Annotated in this window: 7 protein-coding genes; 4 read left to right on the forward strand and 3 right to left on the reverse strand. The window is 42.4% G+C overall.

Features of this window, described 5'->3' with window-relative positions:
- Positions 1-63: 63 nt before the first annotated feature.
- Positions 64-195, reverse strand: a complete 132-nt coding sequence (locus F6K46_RS37240) for a helix-turn-helix domain-containing protein (protein WP_293068061.1) — start codon at positions 193-195, stop codon at positions 64-66.
- A gap of 83 nt (positions 196-278) precedes the next feature.
- On the opposite strand from F6K46_RS37240, the gene F6K46_RS37245 reads away from it, so the two are divergent.
- Entirely contained in the window at positions 279-503 is a 225-nt protein-coding gene (locus F6K46_RS37245) for a hypothetical protein (protein ID WP_229415483.1), read from the forward strand.
- Between the two features lie 92 nt (positions 504-595).
- Here the strand turns inward: F6K46_RS37245 and pip are convergent, their stop codons facing one another.
- Complete coding sequence (gene pip / locus F6K46_RS37250; protein ID WP_293068064.1) at positions 596-1,540, reverse strand: prolyl aminopeptidase; 945 nt, start codon at positions 1,538-1,540, stop codon at positions 596-598.
- 141 nt (positions 1,541-1,681) lie between these two features.
- Between pip and F6K46_RS37255 the strand changes: the two genes are divergently transcribed.
- The gene (locus F6K46_RS37255) at positions 1,682-3,364 is read left to right on the forward strand and encodes a capsule biosynthesis protein (protein WP_293068067.1); all 1,683 of its coding nucleotides are present in this window, start codon (positions 1,682-1,684) and stop codon (positions 3,362-3,364) included.
- 55 nt (positions 3,365-3,419) lie between these two features.
- Positions 3,420-4,661 (forward strand): glycosyltransferase family 1 protein, encoded by a 1,242-nt coding sequence (locus F6K46_RS37260; protein ID WP_293068069.1) that lies wholly within the window; start codon positions 3,420-3,422, stop codon positions 4,659-4,661.
- A 411-nt stretch (positions 4,662-5,072) separates the two neighbouring features.
- Here F6K46_RS37260 and F6K46_RS37265 read toward each other — a convergent pair whose 3' ends face one another.
- Positions 5,073-5,384: a hypothetical protein gene (locus F6K46_RS37265; RefSeq protein ID WP_293117969.1), complete on the reverse strand. Its 312-nt coding sequence runs from the start codon at positions 5,382-5,384 to the stop codon at positions 5,073-5,075.
- Between the two features lie 647 nt (positions 5,385-6,031).
- Between F6K46_RS37265 and F6K46_RS37270 the strand changes: the two genes are divergently transcribed.
- Positions 6,032-6,730: a class I SAM-dependent methyltransferase gene (locus tag F6K46_RS37270; RefSeq protein WP_293083079.1), complete on the forward strand. Its 699-nt coding sequence runs from the start codon at positions 6,032-6,034 to the stop codon at positions 6,728-6,730.
- Positions 6,731-6,861 lie beyond the last annotated feature (131 nt).

Here is a 6,861-nt window from a genome sequence, read left to right on the forward strand (position 1 = left end):
TTGGGCATGTTTGTCAGCATCCATTCGCAGAACTCACCTGATTATAGGTCAACTTCTCAAAGCTTAGCTCTGATTGCTCAAAACCGAACTTGAGTATTTATGCTCACTGCAAAATCGGGATGCACCCAGCCAGTTATCTATCTTAGCTCTTTGCTCTTTTGTTAGCTTTAATCGGTATTGGTACGCAATTCTCATTTTGCTTGTCCTCTAGCTTATCGACCTGTTACTATTCTAGTATACAGCTAGTCAAACCCCCAGTCATAATGAAAACAATAAAAATGACAATTAGACTTACAGATTTTGATAAAAAGCAATTACAGCAAGAAGCAGAACGAAGGGGAATGACTCAGTCATCACTACTTAGGAGCTTGATAGCTCGTTTACCCTTTCGCGTAGCGGAGGCCGTAGGCCACATCCAAGAGACTCTGTCCGCGATTCATCCCACACTCATGCTGCACATTGAGATGTGGGGCTTCTCGCGGTTTCAGCTAAATTATGGGTAAATCTTTCTTTAGTTTAAGAGATATCAGCCTACTACAGCCTTTGCCCTACACTCGTTCCTCCAATAAGGCTAACAAGGCTGCTTGTCACCCAGTCAGCTCAAAAACTTATCCGTTGCTTCGATCAAAGCACTGCGAATACCTGGTTCTGCCATGGAATGACCGGAATCTGGTACCACAATCAACTCAGCTTCTGGCCAAGCCCGATGTAATTCCCAAGCTGATACCATCGGACACACTACATCATAGCGTCCCTGGACAATCACCCCAGGGATAGATTTAATCCGATCTACATTCTTGAGTAACTGGTCTTCTGGTTCAAAAAAGCCTTTATTGACAAAGTAATGACATTCAATTCTGGCAAACGCATCAGCAAATTCCCCCTCACCAAACTTTTGGATCAGGGTTGGGTCTTGAAAGAGTTTACTCGTACTTGCCTCCCAAATTGACCAAGCCCGAGCTGCTGAATTGCGGGTTTGAGGATCCGGACTGGTCAACCGTCGATAGTAAGCAGAAATTAGATCATAGCGTTCCGCTTCTGGAATCGGCTTGATATAGTCTTCCCAAGAATCAGGAAAAATATAGCTTGCTCCCTCCTGATAGAACCAACGAATTTCTTTTTGCCTGAGCATAAAAATCCCACGCAAGATCAGTCCTAGACAGCGTTCAGGATGGGTTTGACAATAGGCTAAAGACAGAGTACTACCCCAACTACCGCCAAAAACTACCCACTGCTCAATACCCAGTTTTACTCGCAGTTTTTCTATATCACTAACTAAATCCCAGGTAGTGTTCTGGTCAAGTTCAGCATGGGGGATACTTTTACCACAACCCCGTTGGTCAAACATGACAATTCGCCATTTCTGTGGGTCAAAGTATTGGCGATAAACCGGTTGGCTACCACCTCCTGGTCCTCCGTGTAACACCACTACTGGCTGACCTTGTGGGTTACCGGACTCTTCAAAATATATGGTGTGGAGGTTAGAAACTGTTAGGGTTTGCTGCTTGTAAGGTTCGATGGGCGGATAGAGTTCTCGCATAGTTTTGGCTTAGGGTTACAGTGTTCAGTACATACAGTACATAGAAAAGCAATGATCTCCAAACCTCTATGGTAGAAGTAATATGCTAGTAATCCGGCTTAGCTGACTGTCACTTGTTCACACTCAACCGTCAACTATCAAATGATCAAAGAGTTTCTCAAGCGGAACAAATCCCTTCATCGCAGGGTTAAGCTCTATAAGCGTAGACAGCGCATTATTCGAGATCAGCCTAGGTGGGATTTGGTCTTGAAAGGGTCTCTAAACCAATGGCAAAATTCCCTAAAAGCTGCCCAAACTGGCACTAAGATTCTGGTAGCTACTAGTGTGGGTGGAGAAATTCATTCCATCACTTTAGAAAGTCTACTAGCAGTGGGGTTAACCCTCAGGGGTGCTCAAGTTCACATTTTGCTCTGTGATGGTATTTTACCAGCTTGTTTTTGGTGTGATGTCAGTTTTTACCCCAAACAGGACTTGTTTGTAAACCATGGTCCTAAACGTGACTTGTGTAACGACTGCTTTCCCCTAGCCGATCAGATCTATAAGCCCCTAGGATTGACTATCCATCGCTACAGTGACTTTCTCACAGATACAGATTACCAACAGGCCAAGGAGATAGCTAGCAGTCTCACCATTGCTGAGATTGAAAAGTACACCCTAAATGGGGTAGCTGTGGGAGAACATGCTTTAGCGGGAGCTCTGCGATTTTATGCTCGTGCTTCCCTGGAAGGGGAACCCAATGCTGAGCCGATTCTCAAGCGTTACTTCCAAGCGGCAATCCTGACCACTTGGGCAACCCGTCGGCTGCTGCAAACGGTTAAGGTTGAGTGTGCTGTATTTAACCATGGCATTTATGTTCCTCAGGGGTTGACTGGTGAAGTAGCCCGTCAGGAAGGGGTGCGGGTGGTCAACTGGAATCCTGCTTATCGCAAACAGTGCTTTATCTTTAGTCACCATGAAACCTATCATCACCAGTTGATGTGGGAGCCAGTCAGTAATTGGGAAACTATACCGTGGACTTCCCAGATGGAACAGAAGTTGATGGACTATTTGAAAAGTCGCTGGCAAGGAACTCAGGATTGGATTTGGTTCCATGAAAGTCCTCAGTTTGACCTGACCAAAATTACTGATGCGGTAGGAGTAGACTTTTCTCGTCCTTGTATTGGCTTACTGACTAATGTGATGTGGGATGCTCAACTCCATTACCCAGTTAATGCTTTTCCGAATATGCTGGAATGGGTATTGACAACTATTCGCTATTTTGCTATAAGACCAGAGTTACAGTTGTTAATTCGGATCCACCCAGCAGAAATTCGAGGGACTTTGCGATCGCGTCAACCCTTGTTTGAGGAAATTCGTCAGGTTTTCCCCACTCTTCCTCCAAATGTGTTTGTTATTCCCCCAGAAAGTCCCGTTAGCACCTATGCTGCTATCCTCCAATGTAATGCGGCTCTGATCTATGGCACTAAAATGGGCGTAGAGTTGACTAGCATGGGCATACCTGTAATTGTTGCAGGAGAAGCGTGGATTCGTAATAAAGGCATCACTATGGATGCCAGTTCTGTAGAGGAGTATGTTCAGTATTTAGATCAGTTACCCCTAGGGGATGGCTTACCTGAGGCAATCATAAAACGAGCAAGGAAGTATGCTTATCACTTTTTCTTCCGGCGCATGATTCCTCTAGAAATGACCACCGAAGCTAGTAATCCATCGGAATTTAAACTTCAGGTATGTGATCTCAATGAATTTCTTCCTGGTAAAAGTAAAGGATTAGATGTTATTTGTGATGGCATCTTGACCGGAACAGAGTTTATCTATAGTCATTAGTTAATTATCAACTACCAATTATAATTTTATTTGGGTTACAACTAATGATTAAAAGATGATAAAAATTGCTGTTGATGCTACACCAATCCGCCATAAGTTAAGTGGCATTGGCATGTATGCCTTAAATTTAATTCAGGCACTCCATAAGCTAAAAAGTCAGGAATACTTTCAGTTAAGTGTCGCCTATCAACCAAGTGTCAGACAATGGTTATCTCGTGATTGGTCATTTCTGGAAGTGCTAACTAGGCATTTAGAGATTCAAAATCTAGAGATTAAAACTATACCGTTACCGGTTACAATCTCTAGTTTACTAGCCACTTTACCTAATCCCATCTTACCTTATTGTGAGCAATACTTAGGCAATCCTGATATCCTCCATGGTACTGACCATGTCGTTTATCCCTGTAAAAAAAGCTTGCGGGTTATGACGATTCATGACCTAACCTTTATTAAATATCCTCAGTATGTTAACTCAATTGTAAAAAGCTATACTGCTCGGGTAAAACAATGTTTACGGTGGACTGATTTAGTGATTACTGTTTCCCAGTCTACTAAACAGGATATCGTCAATTACCTAAGGGTAAATCCTGACAACATCCAAGTTATTCCTCAAGCTAGCCGTTACTCTACTTTAGATTTAGCTAATACTCTAGATTTAACGAATACCAAGGTTGAGTCTTTGCTGACATCAGTTAATTACGACTTCGCCCAACCCTATATTTTATTTGTGAGTACTCTTGAGCCGAGGAAAAATATTAATACTCTGATTGCAGCATTTAATTATTTAAAGCAACGGCATCAAATCGAGCATCAGTTAGTACTGATTGGGCAAAAAGGATGGTCCTATGAATCTATTTTTGCTGCTATTGCTAGCTCCCCTTGGAAACACCATATTCATCATCTGGGCTACTTATCGGATCAACTGGTAGCCTGGTTTTACTCAAATGCAGATGTTTTTGTGTATCCTTCCTACTATGAAGGGTTTGGTCTACCTGTCTTAGAAGCGATGACTTTGGGTGCCCCTGTGATTACCTCTAATACTTCATCCCTGCCTGAAGTAGCGGGAGATGCCGCAATTTTAATTGACCCTAATCAGCCTATTGAATTAGCAGATGCTATGGTCAAGGTTATCAGTAATTCTCAATTCCGGGAGGAATTGATTAGAAAGGGTAAGGAAAGAGCGATGCTATTCTCTTGGGAGAGAACGGCAAGGGAAACTCTAGCAGCCTATACATCTTTAGTAGGAAATGGAAAAGGGGGAAAAGTAGTTGAGGGAACGAGCTTTGTAGATAATTAATGAGATAATTAATAAAACAATTAATCAGCAGGGTAATCCCATTGAATTTGGTATAAATTGTACTTGACAAAAGAAATAAAGAGTAGAAAGAAACTTTCCGACAATCGAGGCTGTGTTGACACAACTGACGAAGTTGGGGGGGGTGACATGCAAGCTAAAATCCTTACTGGGTAATATGTTCAGCCCATCTGTTACTTAATCGGTGCTCTTGACCTTGGCGAATTAAATTCGCCACGGGTAGCACCTAAAAGATACATGCTGTTTTGGGCTGACCTTGGACGTAGTTATAAGGGTTTGAGCTTGCCATTAAATCACAGGAGGGTCAATTTGGGAGTTGATCAATTCTTATGATAATTGGCATCAAGGCTTTATTTAGTAAGCTTTTCAGGGCTCATGTCACCCCCTCAGTAATTATTTACGAGCGATGCAGCGCGGTCTTGGGGAGGCAGTGCGGTCTTGGGGAGGCAGTGCGGTCTTGGGGAGGCAGTGCGGTCTTGGGGAGGCAGTGCGGTCTTGGGGAGGCAGCGCGGTCTTGGGGGTTCCCCCCATGAGCGACTGCCGTTCCCCCAGCAACTGCCATTCCCCCAGCAACTGCCGTTCCCCCAGCAACTGCCGTTCCCCCAGCAACTGCCGTTCCCCCAGCAACTGCCGTTCCCCCAGCAACTGCCGTTCCCCCAGCGACTGCCGTTCCCCCAGCAACTGCCGTTCCCCCAGCGACTGCATCAAGACAGGTATGAGAGCTATGAAGCTTATACAGTCTACTTTTTAGCTCTGATGTCGCCCCCCCAGTTAGGATGATTAAAATAGTAAGGTTTAAAAAATCGCTGAAACCTTTGCTGTGTATATATTTTAGCTATTTATTCATTTGAGCTATTCCAGCCCAATTTTGCAGAAACTACCCAGAAGCTGCAATATCTTCACGACTGCAAAGATCCACGTTTTCACTTTCTGAAAGCCTTACACAGTAGCTGTTTCCAGTTTATCCTGCACTTGGTGACAGCTTCGCCAGTTTTACCCCAAATAAGAATGTAGGACTTATGTTGATCTGCCTTTATTTGTAGTAAAATATTAACATGATAGTTAAGGAAGCAAAGCAGGGTAAGCGCAAGAAAAAATTGCCCATAATGTGCATTGGCTGGATCTCGGTTGCTCGTGGCTCGAAACCCCTATAATCTCGTCGAACTGTACTCGCAATAGAGTTAATTTGTTGAGAATGACGTGGTTTTTTTCTCAATAAGCCGTAGCTTATTGATTCTTGCGCTTACCCTGGGAAGCAAAGCTAATCAATATATGCTTTTGAGCCTTTAAAATTAAAGAACTTATTCACTTTACTATGTAACTTTTCAATAACATAAGAGGAGCGAAGAGCTATGAGCAAGCAAAAATCAGAAGATTTCATGAATCTCGAAGAATTCCGAAATAGATATTCTGATGCATCACAAACATTGTTTAAAGATGGTATAGAATATTCTATTTTAGGTAATGAAACACAAAATGAGTATGATCTGCTAGCGGATTCTTATGATGTTTTTATGCGTGAAGAGTTTGGTTGGTATCCTGAATATATTATTCCAATTATAAGGAAGTTTGTGTTTCCACATCAATTGATTTTAGATGCAGGCGTGGGTACTGGTTTGATTGGTCAAGAACTAGCTAGATATAATTATAAAAGACTATGGGGTATCGATATTTCTACACAGATGCTGGAAAAGGCGAAAACTGATGGCAATTATGAATGCCTTAATTGGGCAGATCTATATAAACCTCTTGCTTTTGAAGATAATTTTTTTGATGCCATTATATCTATAGGTGTCCTCATACATGTCAACCATCCTCAATTGCTGAGAGAATTTGTGAGAGTAACTAAAAGGGGAGGTCATATTATTCTTGCCAATAGAATAGATAGATTTAGAGCCTTTGGTTTTATGGATGAGGCTGAGAATATGACGAATGAAGGTTTGTGGACATCCCTCCATCACAATATTAAAAATTATTGTACCAATATGACTGAGTATATCAATACGCCAGACTTGCATTATACAGAGGATGTCTATCAAGTTCTAGAGTAAGAATGTCAATAACTCACCGTCAAATCCTTTGGATTATGACGGGAGCTTGTAAGAAGCTCATAGTTGACCAGTCTAAGTTCTTTAGAACTACGTTATTTCTGAGTGTTAAAGTTCCTACCTGAGGATGCGTA

The organism is Moorena sp. SIO3E8 (assembly GCF_010692445.1).
GTDB lineage: Bacteria > Cyanobacteriota > Cyanobacteriia > Cyanobacteriales > Coleofasciculaceae > Moorena > Moorena bouillonii.